Origin of the sequence: Frankia sp. KB5 (genome assembly GCF_002099325.1) — a bacterium.
GTDB lineage: Bacteria > Actinomycetota > Actinomycetes > Frankiales > Frankiaceae > Frankia > Frankia casuarinae.
Map to the genome: position 1 here is coordinate 1 of NZ_MRUJ01000068.1, position 23897 is coordinate 23897.

A 23897-nucleotide genomic window follows, 5' to 3' on the forward strand; every position below is an offset into this window, starting at 1 on the left:
GACCGGCGACTTCCGCCCCCACAACGTCCCGTTCGTTCTCCTGGGCACCGGCATCCTGTGGGTCGGATGGTTCGGGTTCAACGCGGGTTCCGCGCTGGGCRCCAACAAGGTCGCCGGATACGCCCTGCTCAACACCCAGATCGCGACCGGCGTCGCGATCCTCGGATGGCTCGCGGTCGAGCAGCTGCGCGACGGCAAGGCGACCACCCTGGGAGCCGCCTCCGGCGCGGTCGCGGGTCTGGTGGCCATCACCCCGGCCTGTGGTTTCGTCTCTCCGATGGGTTCGATCGCCATCGGCGGCATCGCCGGCGTCGTCTGCGCCCTGGCCACCTCGATCAAGGGCAAGGTCGGCATCGACGACTCGCTCGACGTCGGTGCGGTCCACCTGGTCGGCGGTGTGCTCGGAGCCCTGCTGACCGGCCTCTTCGCCACCGTCGACACGAACGAGGCCGGCAAGGACGGTGTCTTCTACGGCGGCCCGTGGAGCGTCTTYGGGGAACAGGCGCTCGCCGTCGGCGCGACGCTGGGCTACTCGGCCGTCGTGACGGCGATCATCGCTCTCGCCCTGAAGTACACCATCGGTCTCCGGCTGAACGCCGACGACGAGATCGCCGGCATGGACGAGGCGTTGCACGGGGAGACGGCGTACCGCTTCACGTCCATCGGCGGTAGCGGCTCGCTGTCCACGAGCAGCATCAGCCCCGTCAAGGTGCCCGAGGAGGCCCAGGCATGACCAAGCTCGTCACCGCCGTCATCAAGCCGTTCAAGGTCGACGACGTGAAGGCGGCGCTCGAGACCCTGGGCGTGCACGGACTGACGATCTCCGAGGTCCAGGGCTACGGCCGGCAGAAGGGCCACACCGAAGTCTACCGCGGCGCCGAGTACAAGGTCGACTTCGTGCCAAAGATCAAGATCGAGGTGGTCGTCGCGGACGGGGCGGTCGACGATCTGGTCGCGGCGATCACRTCGTCGGYGCAGACCGGCAAGATCGGCGACGGCAAGATCTGGGTCGTTCCGGTCGAGTCGGTGGTACGGGTCCGTACCGGCGAGCGGGGGGCGGACGCGCTGTAGTAGTGCCGGGCGTGGCAACGCCACCGCGRCACGGCTCCATCGCACCACCCGACTCCATCCATCACTGTTACCACGCACCACCCGGCACCCGGCACCACGCACCACGCACCCCCGGCACCCGGCACCACGCACCACCCGCGACACCGCACGACCTGGTACCACCCGAGACCACAGTTGCGCTGGTGCGCGTTTCTGTGTCCTCGGCTCGGCGCTCCACTGGCCGTGATCGATCCGGACCCGAGATCGATCACGGCCAGACGGCCGAACGGAGGAGGACAGCCATGACGGACCGCCTGGAGATCCTCAAGGGCCGCTCCGAGCACCTGCCCACGGCGACCGGCCCACGGCTGCGCCGCATCCTCACCGACCTCGCCGACGATGCCCTGGTCGACCTGTTCGGCGATCCCGGACCGGGAATCGCCCTGGTGGCCGTCGGCGGCTACGGACGCGCGGAACCCGCGTTCGGCAGCGATCTCGACCTCGTCCTCRTCCACGACGGCAAACGGAACGACATCTCCGCCGTCGCCGACGCGGTCTGGTATCCGCTGTGGGATTCGGGGGTGGGCCTCGATCACAGCGTGCGCACCGTCGACGAGGCCATCATGGTGGCCGACGGTGACCTCAAGGCCGCGCTCGGCCTGCTCGACGCCCGCCACGTCGCGGGTGACGCGACGCTGGCCACGCAGCTCGCCCAGCGGGCTCGCGCCCGGTGGCGGTCCCATGCCCCGAAACGACTACCCGAGCTCGCCGAGGCCGTCGCGGAACGGGCCACCCGGCTCGGTGAGGTCGCGTTCCTGCTCGAACCCGACCTGAAGGAATCCCGCGGCGGGCTGCGTGACGTCCATGCCCTGCACGCCCTCGCGGCGGCCTGGGTCGCCGAGTCCCCTCCCGCGCGGGTGATCGCCGCCGGTCAGGTGCTGCTCGATGCCCGCGGCGAGATCCGCCGGCTGAGCCGGGGACGAGCCCACGATCGGCTCCTGCTCCAGGACTCCGAGTCGCTCGCCACCATGCTCGGCTACGCCGACGCGTTCGCGCTCGCGCACGCGGTCGCCGACGCCGGACGCGCCATCTCCTGGACCTGGGACACCACCTGGTACCGGGTCGCGGCCGGCCTGCGGTCGGTGGCGCGGTGGCGCGGTGGCGGCCGGCGGCCGGCCCGCCGCCCCCTCGGCGAAGGGGTGGTCGACCAGGACGGCGAGGTCCAGCTCGCCCGGGACGTCGATCCGGCGAAGGACCCGGTCCTGGTGCTGCGGGCCGCCGCCGCGGCCGCACGAAGCGGGCTCCCGTTGGGCCGCTACGCCGTCGACCGGCTGGCCCGGGAGGCCCCACCGATGCCCGACCCCTGGCCTGACGCCGCCCGTGACGCGCTGGTCGCGCTGCTGGCCACCGGCGACGCGGCCGTGGGGGTGCTGGAATCCCTCGACCAGGTGGGGCTGCTCGTCCGGCTCATCCCGGAGTGGGCGGCGGTGCGCAGCAGACCGCAACGCAATCCCTACCACCGCTATACCGTCGACCGGCATCTGATGGAGGCTGCGGCGCGGGCCGCCGCGCACACCCGCGAGGTGGACCGGCCGGATCTGTTGCTGCTCGGCGCCCTCCTGCACGATATCGGTAAGGGCTTCCCCGGCGACCACACCGACGCGGGCATCGTGCAGATCGAACGGATCGGCCCGCGGCTGGGTCTGCCGCCCGAGGACGTCGACGTGCTTGTCGCCATGGTCCGCCACCACCTGCTTCTCGGCGAGGCCGCGACCAGGCGGGACATCGACGATCCCGGGACAATCGCGAGCGTCGCCGCGTCCGCCGGCAGCGTGCGGATCCTCACCCTGCTGCACCGACTGACCGAGGCCGACTCCCGGGCCACCGGTCCGACCGCGTGGAACGCCTGGAAGGCGCGGCTGATCGGTGACCTCGTCGAGCGGGCCCGAGCCGTCCTCGGCGGCGAGCGGGTCCCGTGTCCCCCGAGCCTCGACGATCGGCAGCGTGGCCTACTCGCGCTGCCCGACGAGCACGTCGTCCAGGTCAATCCGCTGCCGGACGAGGGCATGTTCGAGATCGTGGTGGTCAACGCCGACCACGTCGGGCTGCTGGCGATCATCGCTGGTGTCCTCGCGCTGAACCGATTGGACATCCGGCGGGCCTCGGCCCGGAGGAACGGCGGTCGGGCGCTGCTGCAGGCCGCCGTGGCGGCGCCGCACGAACGGGTACCGGAACCGGCGCGGTTGCTCGCCGACCTGCGGGCCGCGCTCGCCGGCACCCTCGACGTCGCCGGTCGGCTCGCCGCCCGGGAACGCGACTACGCCCGGGCCAGGCGGTGGACCACGCCCGGCGCCCCTCAGGTGATCTTCGATGACGACCTGGGATCGATGACCGTGATCGAGGTGCGCGCCCCAGACCAGGCCGGCGTGCTGTACCGGATCGTACGGGCGCTGTCCGGGTTGCGACTCGATGTCGCCACCGCCATCGTCGCGACCCTCGGACTAGACGTGGTGGACGCCTTCTACGTGCGGGAGGCCGATGGTGGTCCGGTGGCGGACGGCGGACGGCGCCGTGAGATCGCGGACGCGATCCTCGCGGCCCTGGGACCGATGGAACCCATAGACCGCGCGGAACCGGCGGGCCGGACCACACAGACGTGATCCAGCCCGCCGGGATCCGCTCGGACCGAGCGTCAGCACCGTCGTGGGAGACGCTATGATGAGCAGGCACGTTGGGAGGCTTCGCCTAGTCCGGTCTATGGCGCCGCACTGCTAATGCGGTTGGGGGCATACACCCCCTCCGGGGTTCAAATCCCCGAGCCTCCGCGTCGACCAGGCGTTTTGAACATACGTTCGAGACGCCCGGTCTGTCCTTAAGATCAAAATGGCCGGTGGATGGAACGTGGATGGAACAAACGGCGTGGATCTTCATCCGGCGCCTGTTCCCCGGCTCCGCCGGGGGACGAACTCCTCGATCACCACCGCCGCAGCCTCCGCCAACTCCTCGGCCACGACCGCGTAGACATCTCGGGTAAAGTTCGACGAAGCGTGACCGAGCACATCGGCGACCAGCTTCATGTCAACTCCGGCCGCGAGGAGCATCGTTGCCGCCCCGTGTCGAAGGTCGTGAAAACGGATCGGGGGAAGGGGCATCGCCGCGGCGTCTGTACTGCTTCTTCGCCATCGAGGTCGGCTCTCGCTCCGTCCACATCCTCGGGGTCACCGCCCACCCCGACGGACCGTGGAGCACCCAACAAGCCCGGAACCTCCTCCTGGACCTCGGTGACCGGGCGGCCGACTTCCGGTTCCCGGTCCGTGACCGCGCCGGACAGTTCACCGCGTCGTTCGACGCGGTCCTCGCCGACGCCGGCATCACCGCGATCAGGATCCCACCCCGGACCTCGCGGGCGAACGCCTACGCGGAACGGTTCGTCCGAACCGTCCGGACCGAGGTCACCGACCGGATGCTGATCTTCGGTGAACGGCACCTGCGCGTTGTCCTGGCCGAGTACGCACGGCGCTACAACGGACGACGCCCCCACCGCGGCCGCGACCTTCAACGACCACGGCCCGACCACCCCGCCGCGGACCTGAGCCAGGAACGGATCAAACGTCAGCCCGTCCTCGGCGGCCTGATCAACGAATACGAACGAGCCGCCTAAAAGACCAGGCCAACGCCGGTGGCCGAGTTCTCGCACCCCACACGCGGGCCTTCACCCCCGGCCTGAAGACCGGAGCACTGGCCCGCACTCTGGTAGCAAGGAGTGGGAGGGCTCTGTAGCGGTCGGCGGCGACGTGTTCGAGAGTTTCTTTAGGGGCCCCCGTCACAGGTCATCTTCAACGGGGGCTGTCTGGTCTTTRTGGGCGCCGCGCATGGTGGGGAAGAGGACGACGTCGCGGAGGGTCGGGGCGCCGGTGAGCAGGGCAACGAACCGGTCGATGCCGAGCCCGAGGCCGGACATCGGGGGCATCCCGTATTCCATGGCCTCGATGAAGTCCTCTTCGAGCATCATGGTCTCGTCGTCGCCGGCCTCCCGCAGCGCGGCCTGTTCCTCAAGCCGCTGCCGCTGCTCGGCGGGGTCGACGAGTTCGGAGTAAGCCTTGACGATCTCCACGCCGTTCACCACGACCTGGAACATGTCAAGCGCGGTGGGGTCGGTGTCGCTGCGCCGGGCCAGCGGGACCAGTTCCGCCGGGTGGTGCACGAGGAAGCACGGCTGGACGAGATCGGGTCGGACCGTCTTCTTGTAGAGCAGGTCTACCAGGCCGGCGTAGGACGGGGAGGTCCCRACGTCCAAGCCGAGCTCGGCCACTCGGGCACGCAGAGTGGGAAGATCGCGGACAACGGTAAGGTCGATGCCGGTGCGCCGCTCCACCTCGGCCCGGTAGTCGATCTCCGGCCAGTCTGCGCCGAAGTCGAGCTTGACACCCTCGTAGGTAACCGCCCGGGTGCCGAGGACGTCGTCGAGGACCGTGAGGATCAGTTCGCGGACGAAGGCCATGTTGTCGCGATAGTCCCAGTAGGCGGCGTACCACTCCAGCATCGTGAACTCCTGGAGGTGCGAGGAGTCCATGCCTTCGTTGCGGAAGTTGCGGCCAAGTTCGTAGACGCGGTCATAGGCGCCGACGACGATCCGCTTGAGATAGGTCTCGGGGGAGATCCGCAGGTAGAAGTCCTCACCGAGGGCGTTGTGCCTGGTGATGAACGGGCGGGCCGCGGCACCGGACGCTGCCTCTTGCAGAATCGGGGTTTCGACTTCGAGAAAGTCGTTGTCGTCAAGGAGACGGCGAATCCGCCTGATGATGTTCGCTCTGGTCTGGAAGCGTTCCCGGGACTCGGCGTTGACAAGCAGGTCGAGGTAGCGGCGGCGGTAACGAGCCTCGACGTTGGACAGGCCCTGCCACTTGTCCGGAAGGGCACGTACGGTCCGGTTCAGCACCGTCATCTCGGAGATGGCGACGGTCCGTTCGCCGCGGCGGGTGGTGTAGAGGCTGCCGGCGATCCCGACGAAGTCGCCGATCTTCACGGCCCGGGACCATTCCTTGACGACCTCGGCGCCCAGATCGGTCTTGGACAGGGAAACCTGCACCCGGCCGCTACGGTCCTGGAGATGCCCGAAGATCAGCCCGCCCATACGGCGCCACAGGACCACGCGGCCGGCGAGACGGACAGCCGTCCCGTCGGGAGCGGCTGCGGCATCGGCCGCGACCGCGTCGGTCCGGTAGCCGGACCGCGGCCCCGCCGCCTCGGTTACCCCGGACTCCTCGATCGACATCAACACACCCTCTTGCCGCAGAAAGCACCAGCTAGCCACGAGGGTGGCGTTTCGTGAACGCTCCCGGGCGGGCCAGATGACGGATCGCCATCCTGCAGATGACTACTCCAGAGATGACTGCCCCAGCCTACCGACCCTCAGCGAACCGCAGCCGGCGTAGCCCATCCCGACAGTAGTCGATCATGGCTTCCACCAGATGCCGGTCCCGACGCCGGGCCGGTCGAATGGGTCGCCTGCCGCCGGCGCGGCGGCGCGTCCGTCCATGTCGTGCGCGGGGGGACTGGCGCGCACGGGCGGTTGCTGCGCCGGGTACGCCCCGATGTCCTGCACGTCAACCGGTGTGTGCCGTGGGCGTGCGCGCCGATGCTGGCCGCCGGCCTGACGGCCGGAGTGGCCGGTTGCGATCTGCGGGTCGTCGCCGTCGATCAGCTTCCGCAGCAGTGATCGACGGCGCGACCGGGCTGCTCATGCCCGCCGGCGACCCGGCCGCCCTGGCCGCTGCGCTGTGCCGGCTGCGGGATGATCCGGTCCTGCGCCACCGGCTGGGGAATACGGGCACGCCAGGCGGCCGTGAGCACCTTCACTGACCACCAGATGGCCCGCGCCTACCTCACGCTCTGGGAACGGTGCCGCTCGCAGCCGCGGGCCTCTCGCCTGCGGCCCGAACCGCCGCGCCCATGACCTTGAACTGACCGCGCATCTGCGGAGCATGTCGGCGAGACRCTCGCCAGCACAGGCCTGGGCGGGTTCGAGTTCTCACCATGCCGGCAGTCTCGCGCTTTCCAGCAGGCCCGAGAACTTGTCCTGGCAGCCGACCGCCAGACACCTGCGCGTAGCGGACCGCGGGCTCGGCACCGTAGGCTCCGTTCAGGATGGCAGTACGCACCGTGCCGGGCTGCAAGCGCCGCCCGGGCGACACGCATCATGGCCGCGTTCCTGCGGGAGCACGCCGGCTGGGTGAGCACGGTGTTGCTGCCGGCTTACACGCCCGAGCTGAATCCGGCGGAGGGGTGTGGTCCCAGCTCAAGCGCACCGCCCTGGTGAACCTGGCCGCCCRCAGCCTCGACGATGTCCACCAGGCGGCCAAACACGGACTGAAACGGCTGCGGTACCGGCCCGCGTTGCTGTTGGGGTTCCTCGCCGAAACCGGCCTGGGCTGGGAGGAGCTGCGGCCAACATGACTCCAGGCATTGAAGCTCAGTACCTGTGAGTGATGGCTGGCGTTGCGCCACTCGCGTTATCCTGACCCGGCTGAGTAGCGATCAGGTATGGCTGATGGGGACGTTTCGGGTATGACTGACGGGGACGTTCTTGACGGCAACCGGGCAAGGCGGCGTGAGCCGCGCCGTGGTCCGGAGCCTTTCGGCTCAGGCCGGGACCAGCCGCGCGACCCAGACCGGGAGCAGGCGAGCACGGCACACGCCAGGCCAGGGTGGCCGCTTCCGCCGGTTCCTGCCGGGCACCGGTGAGAGGGGTGGGTGTGAGTGCGGCGCCGCGTGCTGCGGAAGGGGGCCATGYCCGGCGAGCCGCCGGCCGCCGGCCACCGTTGATTCATCCGCTGAATCCTCACCCCGGCGGACCTCGATTCCGCTACTTTCCCGGTCGTCGGAATATCTCGTCGATGAATATCGGGGAGAGATCAATCACGGGTCCGGCTCCCCGACGAAACCTCCCGACGCCCGGTCCCGGGGCCTGGCTGAACTGTTGGCTGGCGGAGGAAACAGGAGGCTGGTAGGCACCGTGTTCTATGATGTTCTGCTGATCATTTTTCGGAACATGGAAGGCGCCGTGGTAGTCGTGTCCTCCCGGATGCGCCACCCGGTGCGGACCGTCCGCTGGATGTTCAACGGACTGTTCCAGCCGCCCGCCGGCTGGCGACGCCTATGTCTGCTTGCCGCGGTTTCAGCATTCAGTCTGGGGATGGTCGGGCTCTGGCAGCTGTCCCGAAGCCCCGGCGCCGGCCTCAGCGCCACCGACATCGCCTACGGCAGCCTGGGGCTTTTCTTCGTCCAGCCACCAGACCTACCCAATGATGTCGGTCTCCCGATCTCCTTTGAGATCGCCCGCTTCCTGGCGCCTGCGGCCACTGCTTATGTACTCGCGGATACGCTGGTCAAACCGATGGCCGCCCTCCAGGCCACGCTGTCCCGGGGGCACGCGGTCATCTGTGGCAGCGGACCGACGGCGCTTGCCTTCGCGGAACGCCTGCGGGCCGCGTCCCGCCAGGTTGTACTGATCGATGACGTCGACAGTATCGAAATCGCGGAACACGCCCGCCGTCTTGGTCTGGTCCTGCTACGAGGAGATGCGCGTCGCGGGGATGTGCTACGGCGGGCTGGCGTGGCCCGGGCCGACCAACTGTACGTGTGTGGGACTGCGTCCGGATATAACGCCGCTGTCGTCGCGGCGGCGGAGCAGGTGTCACGCCAGCGCCACCGCCCGCTGACATGCTACGCGGAGGAGTCGGATCCTGACGTGCTCGACGCCCTGTGGACGCTTCTGCTCGGCAGGGAACACATCGGTCGTCTCACGGTCGAGTTCTTCAACACCGCCCGTCTCGGTGCAAGTCTTCTGCTCGACGACGAACGGATCGCGTTCGCGCCCCTTGGTCTGTCCGTCGTGATAGTGGKCATGGGCCCGTTCGGCCGGGAGCTGCTCCTGGAACTCGCGCGGCGCCGCAGAGAGGTAGGTGCGACGTCGCGGATGCAGGTGACCCTCATCGACAAGAATGCCAGCGGTGTACTGAGGCTGCTGCAGACCCGCTATGGCCTCGTCGAGGCGATGGTAGACACCATCTGCCAGGATACGGGTTCCGACGAGGTCGACCTGAATGGTCTTCTGGATGGATACGCCCCGGAAGGAGCCATGCAGTTGGTGTTCATCTGCTACGAGGACGAGGAACTGGCGTTACGCAAGGCTCTTGCGGTGTCCCGGCTGCCCGGACACCGCAAGGTGATCGTTCGGGTGGATCGCATGACTCCCTTCGGGCAGGCCTTCGGTAGCGGTGACGGCGCGCGACCGCTGGACATCCTCTACCGCGGCCTCACCGTTTTTCCACTGCTGGACCGCGTCTGCGATCCCGACCAGCTACAGGATCCCCAGGTCGAACAGCTCGCCAAAGGAATACACCGAGACTACTGCCGGCGGCGGATGGAAGCCGGCGAAAGACCGGAAGAAAACCGCGCGCTCGTCGCCTGGGAAAATCTCTCGGAGGATTTTCGCAACGCCAACTACGAACAAGCCCGCGACATCCGCCGAAAACTCGACATGATCGGCTGTGGAATCGTTGCCGGCGCTGTCCGAGACGATCCTTTTTCTTTCAGTGTGACCGACGCGCAGCACAACGAGGTTGAAATTCTCGCGAAGCGGGAACACGAGCGGTGGATGGTCGAGCGACAGGCTAACGGGTGGCGGTACGGACCCCACCGGGACAACGATCGAAAAACTCATCCCATGCTTGTACCGTGGGACGACCTTGATGCCCCCAGTCGCGAGAAGGACCACGAGACCATCAGGCTGATACCGATGATTCTGGCCGAGGCGGGATTCCATATTGTCCGTCGACGCAGCTGACCTGCCGACCGTTTGACCCCGCCCTTCCGTGACCTGGATGCATTTCGTCGAGTCAATTTCTCCTTCGGCTATCCGATAGGCGATGCCGTTCCGGATGCCGCCACCCGCCGCTTTTCGAAAATACTCCACCCCGGCGACATTCTCGGGCGCTGGGGCGGGGACGAGTTCGTCATCCTCACCGGACCCGTTACCGCGGCCGAGGCCGCGACCCTGGCCGAGCGGCTCATCTCCTCCCTGGACGGACCGCTGGACGTGCACGGTCATCGGATCAGCATGTCAGTGAGCGCCGGAGTGGCCCTGTCGGCCGGGCCGTCTCCGACCGGCCAGGCACGCTCACCCGAACCTGCGCTCGGTTTACCGATCCCGGCCGACGCTGCCGAGGTGGGTGACGCCATGGTGGAGCTGGCGGGTACGGAGGTGATGCGCACCCGGGCGACGGCACGCACGGTCGGGCGGGAGCATCGTCCTCGCGACTCGCCATGAATCGTCATGGTGGTTTCTGCGCCACCACGTATTTCGACCACAACACCAAGTAGAAGAACTCCCCGTCGGCCGGTCCCGCTTCCCGCTTTTCCACGCCGTATCTTCCATACATGCGTTTCACCCTCACCGTCCGCGATGCCACCCGGAATTCCAGCACGGACGTACTACTGACCGCCGCCCCGGAAACCCCACTCCGTGCGGTGGCCGGGGCGATGGCCGCCGCTGTCCGCCCGCAGCGGCGTACTCCCACACCGGCGCGGGCCGGGACCTCGATCAACGTCTCCGGTACCGTCCGTCCGCTCGACCCGGAGACGACCCTGGCCTCCTCGCCGCTGCGTGAGGGTGCGGTGGTGAGCCTTGATGCCGCGGTGTCCCGGCGGGTCCGCGGGACGGGCCTGGTCGACCTGATGATCATCGGCGGACCCGGGGCGGGCGACATTCATCACCTGCCGGCGGGTGAGTTCACCGTCGGCTCGGGACCCGGCTGCACTGTCACGCTAGGGGGTCACAGCAGCGACGAGCCCGCGCTGACCATCCGGATCGAGGTCGACGGTCGGTGCACCGTCACAGCCGGTCCGGGCGCGGCCGTCCTCGGCGACCACCCATCGTTGCCTGCCGGCACCATCCTGGCCGCGGTGCGGATCGCCCCGGTGACGTTGCTGCTCGTGCGGCCCGCACCGCTCACGGTGCTGACCCGCCCGTCCGTCTCCGCTCCTGGCATGCTCGACGTCAACCGTCCGCCTCGCCTGCATCCGCCGGAGCGGGAGTCCGTCTTTGTCCTGCCGGCCGCACCCGCCGAACCCCGCCGTGTCCAGGTTCCGGTGCTCACGACGGTGCTGCCGCTTGTCGCCGCCCTGGGCATGGCAGCCCTGCTGCGGACGGTTTACGTTCTGCTCTTCGCGGTGCTGGCGCCGGTGAGCCTGGCCGCCTCCGTGGTGAGCGGCCGACGGCGGGAGGGCCGGGAGTTCCGTGCGGCCATGGCCCGCTACCGGCAGGAGCGGGACGACGTCGAGGCCGCGGCTCGTGCCGCGCTTGCGGCGGAATGCGCCGAGCGTCGTCGCAGCCACCCCGATCCGGCAAGTCTGCTCGCCACCGCTCAGGGACCGACTGCGACGCTGTGGGAGCGGCGTCGTCATGACCCCGACCACCTGCACCTGAGGTTCGGCACGGCCGACCTGCCAAGCAGGGTCCGGACCACGGACCCCTCCCCTGTCGCCGTCACGCCCCGGCAGCCCCCGGCCTGGGTCGCTCCCGATGTCCCCGCCGTCATTGCTCTGGCCGAGCGGGGAGTGCTCGGCGTCACCGGTCAGGGCATGTTGCCGCAGCTTCTCGGCAGCTGGCTCGTCATCCAGGCCGCTGTCCTGCACAGCCCTCGCGATCTCCGGATCTGTCTACTGATTGGCTCCACAGGCATCGTCGATGCCTGGCGATGGATCCGCTGGCTGCCGCACTGTCGGCCGTTGGTAGAGGAGAAGGCCATTTTCGTCGGAGCCGACGAGGTCAGCCGCTCCCGCCGGATCGCCGAACTTACATCCTTGATCGAGAGTCGCCGCGCCCATCCGCCCGAGGCACCCAGATCCGCCCCCGACATCCTGGTCGTGCTGGACGGGGCCCGGATGCTGCGCTCCGTTCCCGGGATGACGACCGTGCTACGTGGCGGACCGGCGGTCGGCATCCACATCATCTGCCTGGAGGCCGACGTCCGGGACCTTCCGCCCGAATGCCGGGCCGTTGTCGAACAGGACGGCGACGAGTTGTTGATGCGGCAGGATCGGTCAGCCGTGATCAGACATGTCTGCCCAGACCTTATCGGTCTCACCGGCCTGCCCAGTCTCACCGACCAGGCCGGTCTCACCGGCCAGGCCGGAGCACCGGCCGTCGATGCCGCGGGACTGGCCTCCGCGGCCGACTGGTGTGAGTCGGTCGCCAGAGCCTTGGCGCCGCTGCGCGACGCCGGTGACGACGACTCCGAGGGCCTTCCCTCCGCCGTCCGGCTCCTGGACATCCTCGGCGCCGACCCACCCACGCCGAAGGTGATCCAAGATTTCTGGTCATCGGTGCCGCAGCCGCCCCGGGGCGCGGCGAGCAGGGCGGTACCAGTCGGGATCGGTGAGGGTGGGAGGTTCACGATCGATCTCTCTCGCGACGGACCGCACGGGCTGGTCGCTGGCACGACCGGGGCGGGAAAGTCCGAACTGCTGCAGACGATCATTGCTGCGCACGCCGTGATGTACCGCCCGGACGAGATGATCTTCGTGCTGGTTGACTACAAGGGAGGCAGCGCGTTCGCCGAGTGCACCGCTCTCCCCCACACCGTCGGTATGGTCACCGACCTCGATCCGCACCTGGTTCGACGCGCGCTGAGCTCGCTCAGCGCCGAGCTTCGCAGACGGGAACGGATGTTGGCCGCGGCCGGAGCGAAGGACCTCGACGCCTTTCGACGTCTGCTCCCTCACCCCATCGAGCGTCCGACGATTCCCCGCCTACTTCTGGTCGTCGACGAATTCGCCACGCTAGCCCGCGAACTACCCGAATTCGTCGCCGGATTGGTCAACCTGGCCCAACGCGGACGGTCGCTCGGGATCCATCTCCTGCTGGCCACCCAACGCCCCGCGGGGGTGGTGTCACCGGAGATCCGGGCGAATACGAACCTGCGCATCGCGTTGCGGGTCACCGACGCGGCGGAGAGCGAGGACGTCGTCGGCTGCCCGGCCGCTGCCCTGATCAGTCCGGCCACTCCCGGTCGGGCGGTGGTACGCACCGGCCCGGGCATCACGACAGCCGTTCAGACCGGGTGGATCGGTGGACCGGATCCGGTCACCAGACCAGGCAGAGACGGCTCGTCCGGAATTCCTGTGCCCAGGGTCACCCCGCTACCGTGGCCGGAACCGGACGACGCTCCACGTCGGGATGCCGACACGTCCCAGGTGGTGCCGGCGCCGTCGGACGGACCGCCGTCGGAAGACGTGTCCCTGGCAGAGCCGCGCACCGACCTGGCTGCTCTGGTCTCGGCAGTACGGGAGGCCTCGACGAGGCTCGGGATCTCTCCGATACCCAGTCCGTGGCTTCCCCCGCTCCCTGAGCGGATTACCCTCGACTCCCTCGTCGGGGCGACCGCCGGCCRCACCGGCCCGAGCGACCACACCGGCCCGAGCGACCACACCATCGCYGCGGATGGCTACGGCCGCCGTCCGGCGGGCTCCAACCGTCCGGCGGGCTCCAGCGGATCCCCCGGGCTCCACGCGGACGGTCTCGTTCGGCTCCCTCCCGTCGCCATCGGGCTGGCCGATCACTGTGACCGTCAGCTTCAGCTGCCCTTCACGATCGATCTGGAACACGGCGGCCACCTCATGATCGTCGGCTCGCCACGGACCGGGCGCTCGACCGTGTTGCGCACCGCTGCCGGCGCCCTCGCCACCGCCCTGCCCGTCGGCGAGCTCCATCTCTACGGACTGGACTGCGGCGGCAACGCCCTGGCACCCCTCGCGGACCTGCCGCACTCCGGTGCCGTGGTGAGCCGGGACGATCCCGAGCGGGTCGCGAGGCTCCTCGCCCGTCTGGCCAATGAGATCAGCGAACGGCAGACGATCCTCTCCCGGAAAGGCTTCATGGATCTTGCCGAGGCCCGGCGGTCGTGGCGGCCGTCCCCCGGCGATGCGGGCGACGCCATGCGCCCATCGCCGTACCTGGTGCTGCTCGTCGACCGGTTCGAAGGATTTCTGGCCGCGTTTGAGGACGTCGACGGAGGAATACTCGTCGACCAATTTCTGCGGCTGGTGCGCGAAGGTCAGGCGGTGGGCCTGCGAGTGATCATCACTACCGATCGACGAGGGTTGATCGGGCGGCTGGCGTCGCTCGTCGACGAACGACTACTCCTGCGGATGGCCGACCCTTCCGACTACGCACTCGCCGGCCTGTCCCCGTTCGACGTGCCCGGGACGCTGCCCGCCGGACGTGGGGTCGCGGTCGGAGGTCGGTTCCCCAGTCCCGTGGAGACACAGATCGCGCTGCTCGACGCGGACCCCACAGGCCGGGCTCAGGTTGCGGCACTGCGGGCGGTGGGCTCTCGGGCGATGTCCCATGCGGGCCGATCTGTGGAGGTGCCGCGAAGGCTGCCGGAGCGCTTCGATCGTCGTCCTTTCCGGATCGACGCGCTGCCCTCCCTCGTCACATCCGAGCAGATGGAACGCGCGCCCGGGCGGTCGCGGAGATCCGTGGCGGCGGCCATGCGCCCAGAAAATCGATCTTCGCTGCACGTGCCGATCGGAATCGGAGGGGACGAGCTGGAGATCGTCGAGGTGGATCTGGATGCCGACAGTCCCGGTTTCATGATCAGCGGCCCGCCACGATCCGGGCGCAGTTGCGTTCTACTCACGCTGGCGTTGTCACTCCTTACCGAGGGTGCCCGAATCGTCGCGTTGACGCCGCGTCCGTCGCCCCTTCGTTCCCTCGCCCACCGACCCGGTGTCGTCGCCGTTCTGGACGGAACCATGAACCTCGTGGAGGAGGCGGGAAGCAACAGCACCGGCCGTCACGGCGGCCGCGGGCGGGGTGAGTCAGCCGTCACGCCGAAGACCCGTCGGACCGACACCGCCCGGTCGCTGACCGACCTGCCAACCGGCCTGTCAGGGGACGAACCTCTGGTCGTCCTCGTCGACGACGCCGAACTGGTCGGTGAACGGGCCGCGGCCGAACTGGCGGCCTTCTGGCAGGCCGCACGCGACGGCGGCGGCGTGTTGATCGTCGCTGGTACGACCGAGGAGCTGCTGGGCCAGTACCGCGGATTCCTCGTCGACGTCCGCCGCGGTGGGTACGGGCTGCTCCTGGCCCCGGGGCGGCCGAGTGACGGCGAACTGCTCGGAGTCCGGCTGTCCCGCACGATCGGCGGCCCCGCGCCTCCAGGTCGCGGGGTGCTGGTGCGCCGCGGAGCCGTCCTTCCTGTCCAGGTCGCCTGTCCCCCGACACCCAACCTGCTCACGTCCCCCTCTGCTCGAGTCCCGAAAGGAACAATGCCGTGCGAACCGTGACCACACCAGCGGCCCAACAGGCGGCCGGGCGGATGAGCCGACAGCTACCCGATCTGCAGGCGACCACGACAAATCTGATCAATCATGGCAATACGTTGGCGGACCCGCGAAACTGGGAGGGCCCGAAGGCACAGGTTTTTCGTGCTCAGGTCTGGCCGGAGGTGCAGAGCGCGCTGACCGACCTGCGGACGAACCTCGCCGAGCTCGCCCGCGGCATCACCGAGATCAACCGCCGAACCGCCGCGGCCGGAAGCTGACGGATCACCCCCGGGACCGTGCCCTCCCGGGACCACTGTCCACTGCGCCGTTCGCTCTCTTCCATGCCATCGAGGCGCTTTGCCGCCGAGACGGCCGTCCAGATCCCCGTCACCGGAGCACACCATGACCCAGCCGTCCGATGTCACCGTCCGCAGCACGCCACAAGCCGTGACCGCCATCGCCGATCTCACCACGATCATCAACGGCCCGCTGCTCACCCATTTCGACGAGCTCCGCGCCGCGGCGAAGGTACTGATCGACCCGGAGAGCTGGGACGGCCGTAGCGCGGTCGATTTCCGGACCACCGTCTGGCCGGGATACGACCGGACCCTCACCGAACTGCACACCCAGCTGGATCAGCTACGTGCGCGGCTCGCCGAGATTCAGAACGAGATCCAGAGTGCCGGATGACCAGACCACTCCGGGGTCGGTCCGGCCTCGGTGTGTGGCCAGCGCCGGTGTTCCGCGGATGCGGGAATGGACAAGGTGGTCGATCGAAGATACGCCTGCCCTGGTACGCCGCGACACTGGACACTTTTAGGGATAACTCAACGTAAGAATAAATTTGGACATTTAGCATCGGAACGACATCAGATGCCCACCTTGAGTAATGTATCATAGATCTTTCATCTCAAAATTTCCTCTATGCAACCACGCTGGTACGATTACAGCGGGTTCGTCCTTCTGTCGCCGTCCAGGCACAGCAGCGCGAGGAGGCCGGGTGTCCACTGCACGAGATCGACGTGCGGGCATCCAGGCGGCTCGGCGCCGCTCCCGCAAGTCCCGTCAGCTCGCCCCAGTCCAGAGCCTGGAGCGCCGGCATCCACGGCGGAGACATACCATCGACCGGATCCAGGTAATGGTCACAAGAAGGTCAGGGAACTGCTGCTTCGCYCTGGAAACCGGCTTCCAGCGACCTAGCATGAGCGCCACGCAACCGGGCACGAGGCCGTGCCCGGAGTGCCCATGCGCCCGACCCTGCGCCTGATCGGGRACGTTCATGTCCACGCCGCTCCCGCCACCATCGACACCACTTCGATCCGCGCGGCCGTCCTCGCCGCCGGCATCGATGACGTCCGCCTCTCCGGCGGCGGCACCGCGGTCACGACGGCGGCTTCCGCGTGCCGGCGACCCTCCCTATCGGATGGTCGATGACAGGGCCGGGAGTGTGCCGGCCCGCCAGCCGGTGCCGGTGGTMTCCGCGGAGCTGCGGTCTCGGGAACGGCTGCGCGCAGCCGGGGCCATCGCTGCGATCGCCGGTGTCGTCCTCGGCGTTCCGGTCGTACTGATCCTGGTACTGGGTCCACCGCTCCAGAGCAGGGACGGAACCGGCGCGGTCGTCCGAGCCATCCTGGCCCTGCTCTTCTGGGCCGCCTGGCTGCACTTCACCGCCTGTCTCATCGCGGAATGCCGAGCCGAGCTGCGCGGTACCGGCCTCGCCCCGCGGATACCGCTGGGCGGCGCCCCCCAGAACCTCGCCCGCCGTCTCGTCGCCACATCCGTGTTGTTCTCCGGGACGACGGTTCTGGTCGCCCCGATGACATACGCCCGGGCCCCCGCCGTTCCGCCTGCGCCCGGCCGGATGGGGACGGCAATGCCGGTATCGACGACCTCGGCGGCCCTGGTCGCTCCGCGGCCGGCTCCGGACGACAGGGCGCCCGCGCTCACGAGGGGTGATCGGGCTCCGGTGACCACGACAACGGATCCCGGCGCCGGCGCACCGACCCAGCAGACCTGGCCGTCACGGCCGGAACCGGGGAGCAGCCCGGCTGGCCCGGCTGGCCGCATGACACCGCGTGTCCGCCACGCCGAGTTGATCAGTCCGATCGCGGATCCGAACGGCCGGCTCATGCCCAACGGGCGCATGATGAAGCTCTACGAGGTGCGACCTGCCGAGGGACGCCACCACGACACCCTCTGGGGCATCGCGGAGCGCTTCCTCGGTGACGGTCTACGGTATCGGGAGATCTTCGACCTCAACGAGGGTCGTGCCCAGCCRGACGGCCGCACGCTGTCCAAGCCATCGCTCATCCATGCCGGCTGGGTGCTGCTGCTGCCCGCCGACGCGCAGGGCGAGGGCCTGCAGACACTGCATGTACCGGACTCCGTCCCGGGATGGCCTGCCGCCGAAACGGGTACCGCGCCCCCCACCCCCGGCGGCTACGACCTCACTGACCTCGACAACCACGGCCCCGGCGACCCGGGCCTCGATGATCCAGAACCCAGCTATCCCGATTTCGAAGACCCCGGGCCGGGGGACAGCGACGGTCGTCTCGGCGCCTCTCGTGCGCTGGCAGTCCTGGATGACACGGCCCCGGTCGTCTCGGCGCGGAACACCGCGGTGGTCACCGGTGGCCCCACTACACCCGGCCTGCTCACGTCCGACTCCTTCGGACCGTCCTCCCAGGGTCTGCTGGGGATAGYAGCCGCCAGCCTGCTCGCCGCCGGAGTCATGGTGGCGTTGTCCACACGCCGGGCGGGGCCGGCGAGCCCCCCGGAGGACGAGACAGAGCGCGCGCTGCTCCTGGCCGCCGACACGGATGCCGCCCGATTTGTCGACCGCTCACTGCGCGTTCTGTCTGCCGGCCTGACCGATCTGGGACGTCTGCTTCCCCCGGTGTACGCGGCGATCCTCACCGACGACCTGCTGATCCTGCACATGGCACCCGCGGAGGAGGAGCCTCCACCGCCCCCATGGACCGTTGGCGAGGCGCCCGGGTCCTGGCGGATCGAGCGGATGCCCGGTCTGCCCGGTGACCAGCCGGCCCAGATGATCGCCCAGATGACGGCCGGCGTGCCGGCTCCGTTCCCGGCCCTCGTCACCTTCGGCCGGGACGACGCCGGGTCACGCATTCTCGTCGACCTGGAAGGCGCTCCGGGCATCATCAGCCTGATCGGCGACCTGGACGTCGCGACGGAGGTCGCGATCGCCGTGGCGATCGAGCTGGGAACCAACGTGTGGTCGGATGATCTGCGGGTCTGTCTGGTGGGTTTCCCGGCCGACACCGGAGCCGACCTGACGACGATCGCACCCGCTCGGGTCTGGACAGCGGACGACCTGAGCGCCGTCCTCGACGAACTCGCCGGACCACAGGACGACGCCGGTCGCACCGGCGTCGATCCGGCACCGGCAGACCCGCCGACCGTCACCGCGGGCGGCCGCGATCGGGTCACCGGCAATCCACGGGCGCTGGCACCCGATCTACTCATTCTCGCGGCCCCTCCCGCAGCCGCCGACGTCRCCCGGTTGACCAGGATGGCGAACGGGCGGGACGACGCCGTGGGAGTCCTCACCGTCGGCGACACCCCGGCCGCCCGCTGGCGCTTCACGGTCGAGTCGGACCGCCGCGTGTCCCTCGGCGTTCTCGGCGTCCAGGTACGGGCGCAGGCTCTGAGCATGACCGAGTACACCTCGATCACCGCGCTGTTCCATCGGGCCGATGCGGCGGGATCTCCCGCCCGGGCCTCGGGCAGCCTGCCGGACGAGAGTCTGCCGGACGAGGGCCCCCCACCACCCCCCGTATCACAGCCGCCCGCCGGACCGATCGTCGCCGGACCCACCGCGACCGGGCCGGCAACTACCCGGCCCGACGAGCCGACAAGGCCACCCTCACAACGCGGCTCCATGCCCGGGGCGCTGCCCTGGACGCCGAAACTCTCAGCCCTCACCGGGCCTGCCTTCCCCCAGCCGCTCTCGACCGTCCCCACTCCGGCAGGCCCACTCCCCGACCCCGGCTCTGCCACACCGGAGCCACGCGGAGCGGAACCGCAGGACATGCACGGTCGCGCCGCGGTCCTGCCCGGCACCGGATTCCCACCCACCATTTCCCCATCGGACGACGATCCGACGCGACCGCCCTCGAACGGCCGCCGGCTCCCCACCGAACCCCCGCCGCCCACGCCCAAGCCTCCCAGCCCTCCGCGAAGGACCGCATCGGCCGGTCCCGTCCTACCGACCACCACGGACACCGGCGACGCCCCCGAAGCCGCCGGTCTGCTGGCCCATCCGGGGCGACCGCTCATCCACCCGACGGATATCCCACGGGTACCACCCGTGGTCTACTTCGAGACGCCCCGGATGCGAGCGAACCGGCAGGGCCGCGTCCCGGCCGAATCGATCCAGCCCGGGACGGAGGCACCACCTGGACCCCCTGCCCCCCCGCCGCCAACCACCGGGTACCGGACCGCGATCCCACCCCGGCCGCCGATCCCGCCTCCGAACGAACGGCTGGCGGCGGACGCGCACCGTGCACCGCCTCAGACTGCTCGGGCGCGCTACGCCGACGGAGATACCACCGTCCCGGATGTCGGCGTTTCACGGCCCCCGACGGGGACGTCCGGGGCGGCGCCACAGCGTGTGCCGCTCGAAACCACGCCGCCCGCCGATCCCACCGCGCCCGCCGAGGCGCAGGTCCGGATTCTCGGACTGCCCACCGTCGAGGGTCCCGGGCGACCACCCGCCGAGCGCATCGACCTGTTGACCGAGGTCATCGTCTACCTCGCGCTGCACCGGGAAGGCGTGGACAGTCGGCTCCTCGCCGAGGAGATCTGGCCATCCGACACCACGGAGGAGATCGCCGACGCCGCGTTGACCGAAGCGCGCCAGTGGCTGGGGACCGATGCCAGCGGCTTGCCTCGGATCATGATCGGCCCGGATGGCCGGTGGTGGCTGAGTCCGGATGTGCGCTGCGACTGGGAACTCTTCGTGGCCTACACCCACCGGGCCGGTCTGCCGGGCAGCGACGCCGAGGCGGATCTGACGACAGCCCTGCGGATGGTCAGCGGTCCCCTGTGGACGGATCTGCCTGCCGGGCGGTACCGCTGGGCGACCACCGGGCCAATCGCCCGAAGCACCCGGGCGGGCGTGGTCGACGTGGCGCATCGCCTCGCCCAGCTGACGTTGGACTTCGGTGACACGATGACGGCGATGGCGGCCTGCCGCACCGGGCTACGGGCCGTGCCGACCTCCGAAGTGCTCTGGCGGGACCTGCTGCGCACGGTCGCCGCACGGGGTGATCGCCGGACTCTGCAGGCTGTGGCAACGGAGATGTACCGAACTATCGGTGTCGGCGGGGTGCGTCGCGGCGGGCGGGCCGAGGCCGAGACGGACGCACTGGTGCAGACCCTCCTGCCCGGATTCCGTCGCGGCCGGCGGTAGTGCCCGTTTCCGCTTCCGGGGCAGCCGGCAGAGGACCCGGCCTGATGGCTGGTCGCTGGTCGCCGGTGACGCTAGCCGACCTCGGGGATCTTGGGTACCCCGGAGATCTCCGAGGTACCGGGGTCCGCAGTGAACTCGGCAGCCGCAGCAGGAGAATCGGGACCGCGCAGCGCCGACGCGCAAACCGTGATCGCAACGAGCAGGACGAACACGACGACCATGGCGAACTGCAGGCCCGCCAGCTCGGCGAGCCCACCGATGAGAGCCGGCCCGCACAACCATCCGACATACCCGACCGTGCCGACCACGGCGATGGAGCTGCCCGTCGAAGATCCAAGCCGCCCCGTCGCGGAGAACACCGCGGGCAGCACGCAGGCGGTGCCGACGCCGAGCGTTCCGAATCCGACGATTCCCCCGACCGTGCCGAACGCCGAGGAACCGAGCGCAAGCATGAGCGCGAATCCCACCATCGCGGTCACGGCGAGGCCGCGGACCGTTCGGGTCGGGCCGAACCGTGCCATGGCGCGGTCCCCGAACAGGCGCACGACGAACATGCAGGAGGTGAAGGCCACAAAGCCGATACCCGCGATTCCGACGGCCGCTCCGGCCACATCGGTGAGGTAGACGGCGCTCCAGTCCGCTGCCACACCTTCGCAGAGGAAACTACCGAAGGCGATGACGCACAGTGCGACGAACGGCCGGGCACGGCTGCCGGTGCCGACGGGACCCCGGGGCATCGCTCTGTCGCTGTCCCCGTCCCAGCCATCTCGCCCGTCCCCCGGCGCGACTTCCGGTGCAGCGCCGTCGGGCAGCATCCAGGCCGTGGCGGGTAGGGCGGCAGCGAGACCCAACCCGCCGAGCACCGCGAACTGCACGCCGATCGGGACACTCAGAGCGGCCGCCGCCGAACCGATCCCGGCCCCGGACAGGGCACCCGCCGTCCACGCCGCATGGGCGGAGGTCATGATCGGCCGCTGGTAGCAGCGCTCAATCCCCACGGCCTGGGTGTTCAGGGAGATGTCGAGGCAGCTGCTGGTCGCCCCCCACAGGGCGAGCAGGGCGAACAGAGACCAGGGTCCCTCGACGAGCGGGACCAGAAGACCGGTGGCGCAGTAGGCGGGCAAACCTGCTCGCACCATGGTGATGCTGCCGTAGCGGGTGACCGCCAGACCGATCAGCCACAGTGTCAGAACCGCCCCGATCGGGGCGCCGAGCAGGGTCAGACCGAGCTGCCCGTCGCCGAGTTCGAGCCCCTCCTTGATTTGCGGTATACGCGGCGCCCAGCTCGCAAGCAGCAGAGCCAGCAGGAACAGCGAGCTCATCGTCGCCGCCCGGGCACGGAACAGTACTTGGGCATCGAAGGGCTGGCTCCGAGTCACGCGGCRCACGCCGCCCGGATCCATCAGGATGATCTCCAGCCGTCGATCTTCATGATGCGCACGCCGCGAGGAGAATTACCCTGCGCCCCGGATCGTTACGCATCATTGCTCCATGCGACAATACCCGATAAGATCGAACAACGCTCTGGCGGCATCCAATTATGCTTCGACAGATCTAATTACGATACATAAAATCTAATTAAGTTACATAAATCCAATTATGATCGACGACACCCGATGACATCCCGATGTCACTATGAGGACCGCTCGACCATGAGGACCTCTCGGCAGCGGGCGCGAACGTGCCCGCCCGATCGGGCACGATGGCGTTCCCGCGGCCGTCGCGTCGGATACTGGCGGGGTGCGTCTGGTCATGCTCTCGGACACGCACCTCCCGGTGCGGGCACGCGAACTGCCCGCCGAGGCGGAGGATCGCCGGCTCAGGGAGGTCGTACTGCGCCGCCTCCCGCCGCGGCGGACGGTCAGCGGTTGACCGTCCGCCGCGCGCCCCACCGGCAACTCCTCCTGCCGGTGCCGCAGCTGCCGATTCGACGATGACCCCACATCTGTCCACACAATAAGCACATGATGAACTACGGAAAGCTACATCCCCCTCGGGGGATCGGTGCCACCCGTCGGGTGYTGTAAGCTGGCACCGCCGGCCACCACGGTGGCAGATCGCGCTCGTAGCTCAACGGACAGAGCATCTGACTACGGATCAGAAGGTTGGGGGTTCGAGTCCCTCCGAGCGCACATCAAACCCCCCCAACCGGACAGCCGGTTTGGGGATGTTCTGTATGGCGCTGGTCACGCTGGTGACGAGCGGCAGGTTGTGTTCGTCGATGCCGACCGTGCATGTGACGCGATTCACTCGTGCATCGTAGATGATCTCGAGGCCGTATGCGTCGAAAAGGTCTCTGAGTAGCTCGTCGGGCATGCGGGTGAGCTCGGCGCGGGTGACGGTTCCAAGGAGATCGAACAGGTCCGTGTCGCTGCCCGCCTGGGCTGGTGGGTGGGTGCGGAGGTGAGCCAGGTCGCGTCGCTTGGCTTCCTGATCGCTGCTGATCTGCGCTGACCGGCGGTTGATGTCCTGGAGAAGCTCAGGTTCGAGGTCGTCCGTGGTTTCGAGTGTGTTCAGAAGTCGACGTCGTCGCTGGCTGAGATCGTCAAGGGCGCGTTCCACCGCGTTGATCTTTTCCTGCCATTGCTGCCGGGCCTGTTTGTCGGCTTCGGCGATCTCGCGGTCGAAGAGGTGGCGGCGGTCCTGTCCGTAGACGCGGTCAGCGAAGAAGTCCAGGACGCCTTCGAGGAGGACGCGCTGGGGCAAGTAGAGGTCTGCTGGGTGCTGGGGCCAGCGGTGCGCGGCGTCGTGCCCATCGGAAGGGCRCACGCGGCAGCGTAGGTAGACAATATCTTTCTTGCGGGTAGTTGCTTCCATACGCCGCATGCAGATCGCGCATCGCACGAAGGACCTCAGCAGATAGAACCGCTTGTTGGATGTATGATTGTTGCCGTTGGTGGCGGAGCGAGAGCCTTGCCGGGGCTTTCCTATGTTGGATGCGGCTTGATAGATGTTCAGGCTCACGATCGGCCTGTGGGTGGGCTCGGGGGACCAGACCCAGAGCTCGGGGTAAGCATTCACCTGGTTTAGGGATCTTGCTGTAGGTGGCGGTTCGTGGGCGTGGCTGTGGGCC

15 protein-coding genes, 2 tRNA genes and 2 pseudogenes are annotated in these 23897 nt (G+C 68.9%); 15 read left to right on the forward strand and 4 right to left on the reverse strand.

Annotated features, from left to right (window positions below; genetic code table 11):
- From KBI5_RS07940 to KBI5_RS07955, 4 genes and pseudogenes are all read left to right on the forward strand, one after another.
- A pseudogene (locus KBI5_RS07940) lies at window positions 1-733 on the forward strand (ammonium transporter); the annotation flags it as partial.
- Entirely contained in the window at window positions 730-1071 is a 342-nt protein-coding gene (locus tag KBI5_RS07945; RefSeq protein WP_085014843.1) for a P-II family nitrogen regulator, read from the forward strand. The pseudogene KBI5_RS07940 and the gene KBI5_RS07945, both read left to right, overlap by 4 nt.
- Before the next feature lie 281 nt (window positions 1072-1352).
- Window positions 1353-3710, forward strand: a complete 2358-nt coding sequence (locus KBI5_RS07950) for a [protein-PII] uridylyltransferase (RefSeq protein ID WP_085014845.1) — start codon at window positions 1353-1355, stop codon at window positions 3708-3710.
- A gap of 74 nt (window positions 3711-3784) precedes the next feature.
- A tRNA-Ser gene (locus KBI5_RS07955) sits at window positions 3785-3875 on the forward strand.
- Between the two features lie 102 nt (window positions 3876-3977).
- Here KBI5_RS07955 and KBI5_RS07960 read toward each other — a convergent pair.
- Window positions 3978-4199, reverse strand: a pseudogene (locus tag KBI5_RS07960) (tyrosine-type recombinase/integrase); the annotation flags it as partial.
- Here KBI5_RS07960 and KBI5_RS07965 point away from each other — a divergent pair.
- Window positions 4154-4711, forward strand: a complete 558-nt coding sequence (locus KBI5_RS07965) for an integrase core domain-containing protein (RefSeq protein ID WP_035908388.1) — start codon at window positions 4154-4156, stop codon at window positions 4709-4711. The pseudogene KBI5_RS07960 and the gene KBI5_RS07965 sit on opposite strands and share 46 nt — an antisense overlap.
- A gap of 162 nt (window positions 4712-4873) precedes the next feature.
- On the opposite strand, the gene lysS is transcribed toward KBI5_RS07965, so the two are convergent.
- On the reverse strand, window positions 4874-6325 hold the full coding sequence (gene lysS / locus KBI5_RS07970) for a lysine--tRNA ligase (protein ID WP_011434883.1): 1452 nt from the start codon (window positions 6323-6325) through the stop codon (window positions 4874-4876).
- A gap of 267 nt (window positions 6326-6592) precedes the next feature.
- Here lysS and KBI5_RS26175 point away from each other — a divergent pair, with 267 nt between their 5' ends.
- The 9 genes from KBI5_RS26175 (at window position 6593) to KBI5_RS08005 (ending at window position 20824) form a co-directional block, all read left to right on the forward strand.
- Entirely contained in the window at window positions 6593-6769 is a 177-nt protein-coding gene (locus tag KBI5_RS26175; RefSeq protein ID WP_157902454.1) for a hypothetical protein, read from the forward strand.
- Window positions 6766-6912 (forward strand): hypothetical protein, encoded by a 147-nt coding sequence (locus KBI5_RS25125; RefSeq protein ID WP_173645823.1) that lies wholly within the window; start codon window positions 6766-6768, stop codon window positions 6910-6912. The genes KBI5_RS26175 and KBI5_RS25125 overlap by 4 nt, the downstream gene beginning before the upstream one ends.
- Window positions 6913-7197: 285 nt before the next feature.
- Window positions 7198-7506: a hypothetical protein gene (locus KBI5_RS26925; RefSeq protein WP_133056969.1), complete on the forward strand. Its 309-nt coding sequence runs from the start codon at window positions 7198-7200 to the stop codon at window positions 7504-7506.
- 658 nt (window positions 7507-8164) lie between these two features.
- Window positions 8165-9898: a RyR domain-containing protein gene (locus tag KBI5_RS07975; RefSeq protein WP_206745245.1), complete on the forward strand. Its 1734-nt coding sequence runs from the start codon at window positions 8165-8167 to the stop codon at window positions 9896-9898.
- Between the two features lie 12 nt (window positions 9899-9910).
- Window positions 9911-10381, forward strand: a complete 471-nt coding sequence (locus KBI5_RS07980) for a GGDEF domain-containing protein (RefSeq protein WP_085014846.1) — start codon at window positions 9911-9913, stop codon at window positions 10379-10381.
- A gap of 110 nt (window positions 10382-10491) precedes the next feature.
- Window positions 10492-15408 carry an FtsK/SpoIIIE domain-containing protein gene (locus KBI5_RS07985; RefSeq protein WP_241882737.1) on the forward strand — a complete coding sequence of 1639 codons (4917 nt, stop codon included), beginning with the start codon at window positions 10492-10494 and terminating at the stop codon, window positions 15406-15408.
- Entirely contained in the window at window positions 15396-15665 is a 270-nt protein-coding gene (locus KBI5_RS07990) for a WXG100 family type VII secretion target (RefSeq protein WP_011434876.1), read from the forward strand. The genes KBI5_RS07985 and KBI5_RS07990 overlap by 13 nt, the downstream gene beginning before the upstream one ends.
- A gap of 124 nt (window positions 15666-15789) precedes the next feature.
- Complete coding sequence (locus KBI5_RS07995; protein ID WP_011434875.1) at window positions 15790-16077, forward strand: hypothetical protein; 288 nt, start codon at window positions 15790-15792, stop codon at window positions 16075-16077.
- Between the two features lie 733 nt (window positions 16078-16810).
- Entirely contained in the window at window positions 16811-20824 is a 4014-nt protein-coding gene (locus tag KBI5_RS08005) for a LysM peptidoglycan-binding domain-containing protein (protein ID WP_241882738.1), read from the forward strand.
- A 71-nt stretch (window positions 20825-20895) separates the two neighbouring features.
- Here KBI5_RS08005 and KBI5_RS08010 read toward each other — a convergent pair whose 3' ends face one another.
- Entirely contained in the window at window positions 20896-22212 is a 1317-nt protein-coding gene (locus KBI5_RS08010; RefSeq protein ID WP_241882740.1) for an MFS transporter, read from the reverse strand.
- A 671-nt stretch (window positions 22213-22883) separates the two neighbouring features.
- Here KBI5_RS08010 and KBI5_RS08015 point away from each other — a divergent pair.
- Window positions 22884-22956 (forward strand) — tRNA-Arg (locus KBI5_RS08015).
- On the opposite strand, the gene KBI5_RS08020 is transcribed toward KBI5_RS08015, so the two are convergent.
- Complete coding sequence (locus KBI5_RS08020) at window positions 22922-23788, reverse strand: zinc ribbon domain-containing protein (RefSeq protein WP_133056971.1); 867 nt, start codon at window positions 23786-23788, stop codon at window positions 22922-22924. The genes KBI5_RS08015 and KBI5_RS08020 overlap by 35 nt on opposite strands.
- Window positions 23789-23897 lie beyond the last annotated feature (109 nt).